Origin of the sequence: Parasphingorhabdus sp. (assembly GCF_041748495.1) — a bacterium.
In the GTDB taxonomy this organism is placed as follows: domain Bacteria; phylum Pseudomonadota; class Alphaproteobacteria; order Sphingomonadales; family Sphingomonadaceae; genus Parasphingorhabdus.
On record NZ_JBGTDD010000099.1, the window covers coordinates 1 to 2,201 of the forward strand.

Here is a 2,201-nt window from a genome sequence, read left to right on the forward strand (position 1 = left end):
GCGGAGATATCGCTGGCCTCGGTCACCGGTGCGTCGACCTGGGGATAGTCGCCGAGCGCGTGCGATTCATGGCCTGGCACCGGGATCACCGTCACGCTTGCCAGTTTCTCCTGCAGGGGCGTGATGATGGCAGCCGGATCCTTGTTCGCCAACATCCCGATCACCAGATTGATCGACCCCGCCGCATAATCAGCAAAATATTTGGCGAGCGCGAGGCCGGCGCTGACATTGTGGCCGCCGTCGACCCAGGTTTCGACATCGGGTGGCAGAAGATGGGTCACCGGTCCGGCGATCAGGAAATGCATGCGCCCAGGCCATTGCGCCCAGCCCATTGCCGCCTTCAGCGCGGATTGCGAAATGCTGAGGGTGTGCTGGTGCCGCAGCATCGCGATGGCGAGCGCCGCATTGTCAGCCTGGTGCGCGCCGACCAGAGCGGGCAGGGGCAGGCTGAGCTTTCCGGACTGGTCGCGGTAGTGCAACTGGCCCTCGTAAATCGCGGCATCCCACTCTTCACCGCGTGGAAAATGCTGCGCGCCGATATCTGCAGCATGGTCGACAATCGCGTGCAGCATTTCTGCAGCATATTTTTGTGTGAGCAAGGGGGTGTTTCTTTTCGCGATGCCCGCTTTTTCCCAGGCGATGCGGACCATCGGTTGCTCCGGCGTGCCCGTTTCGGGAGCGAGCAGGAAGGCCTCATGGTCGATACCGAGCGCTGCAATGCCGGTCGCGACGGGATGCGGCACCACATTGGTGGCATCGAGCCGACCGCCTAGACCGACTTCCAGGATGCAGGCATCGGCTGGTGTCTCGGCGAAGGCGAGCAAGGCGGCGGCGGTGGTCGCCTCGAAGAAGCTGGGGTTGATATCGGTGCTGATGTCGAGAACCCGGGCGAGCAGCGCGGCGAGATAGTCATCCTCGATCAGCTTGCCGGCCAGACGGATCCGTTCGTTGAACCGGACCAGGTGCGGGCTGGTATAGACATGGACCTTGAGACCTTCCGCTTCGATGGCGGCGCGCAGGAACGCGCAGGTCGAGCCCTTGCCATTGGTGCCGGCGACGTGGAACACGGGCGGGAGTTTTTCGTGCGGATTGTCGAGGCGGGCGAGAACTGCGGCGATTCGCTCCAGTCCCAGCACATCGCGTCCGGGGGAGAGCATTTCCAGCCGGTCGAGCTGCCTCTGGACGGCCGGATGATCGGAACGGGCGGAGTCAGCCATTTACGCCTCTCCCGCTTGCGGGAGGGGTCGGAGGTGGGCCCGGATATTCGAAATAGCAGATCTGATCATGGATGATGTTCCCACCCCTAGCCCCTCCCGCGAGCGGGAGGGGGATTATTCCCGCCCCAACCCTCCCGTGAAGGGGAGGGGCTTTTTCAAGCGGCGTCTTTCCATGCCATCAGATAGCCCATGACCTGCGCCAGCGTGTCGCGCAATTGCTTGCGGTGGACGACCATGTCGATCATGCCGTGCTCGAGCAGATATTCGGCGGTCTGGAAACCCTCCGGCAGTTTCTCGCGGATGGTGTTTTCAATCACCCGCTGGCCGGCAAAACCGATCATCGCGCCGGGCTCGGAAATATGCACATCGCCGAGCATCGCATAGCTGGCCGTAACGCCGCCGGTGGTCGGATCGGTCAGCACGACGATGAACGGGATTCCCGCCTCGCGCAGCATCGAGATCGCTACCGTGGTCTTCGGCATCTGCATCAGCGACAATATGCCTTCCTGCATCCGGGCACCGCCGGCAGCGGTGAAGATGATATAAGGGCATTGATCCTTCAGGGCGCGCTTGGCGCCATCGACAAAGGCTTGCCCGACGGCGAGGCCCATGGAACCGCCCATGAAGGCAAAATCCTGCACGCCGACGACGCAGGGGATCAGCTTTATCGTGCCCTTGACATTGATCAGTGCATCCTGCTCGCCGGTCTTGGTCCGCGCCTCTTTCAGCCGGTCTGAATATTTCTTCTGATCCTTGAACTTGAGCGGATCTTCCTGAACCTTGGCCCAGGGGATCAGTTTCCAGCTATTCTCGTCCATCACCTGGGCGAAGCGGACCATCGGCCCGATGCGGCCATGATGCTCGCATTTCGGGCAGACATGCATATTTTCCTCATATTCCTTGAGGAACACCATCGCTTCGCATTTCTTGCATTTGTGCCAGAGATTCTCGGCCGTTTCGCGCTTGGTGATCGACGCGATCTTG

Annotated in this window: 2 protein-coding genes; both read right to left on the bottom strand. The window is 61.5% G+C overall.

Annotation, left to right across the window (positions count from 1 at the left end):
- On the bottom strand, positions 1 to 1,217 hold a 1,217-nt coding region (locus tag ACEW8J_RS08950; RefSeq protein WP_373491294.1), incomplete at its 3' end, for a folylpolyglutamate synthase/dihydrofolate synthase family protein.
- Positions 1,218 to 1,372: 155 nt separating this feature from the next.
- Positions 1,373 to 2,197: an acetyl-CoA carboxylase, carboxyltransferase subunit beta gene (gene accD, locus ACEW8J_RS08955; protein ID WP_373491295.1), complete on the bottom strand. Its 825-nt coding sequence runs from the start codon at positions 2,195 to 2,197 to the stop codon at positions 1,373 to 1,375.
- Positions 2,198 to 2,201: the final 4 nt, after the last annotated feature.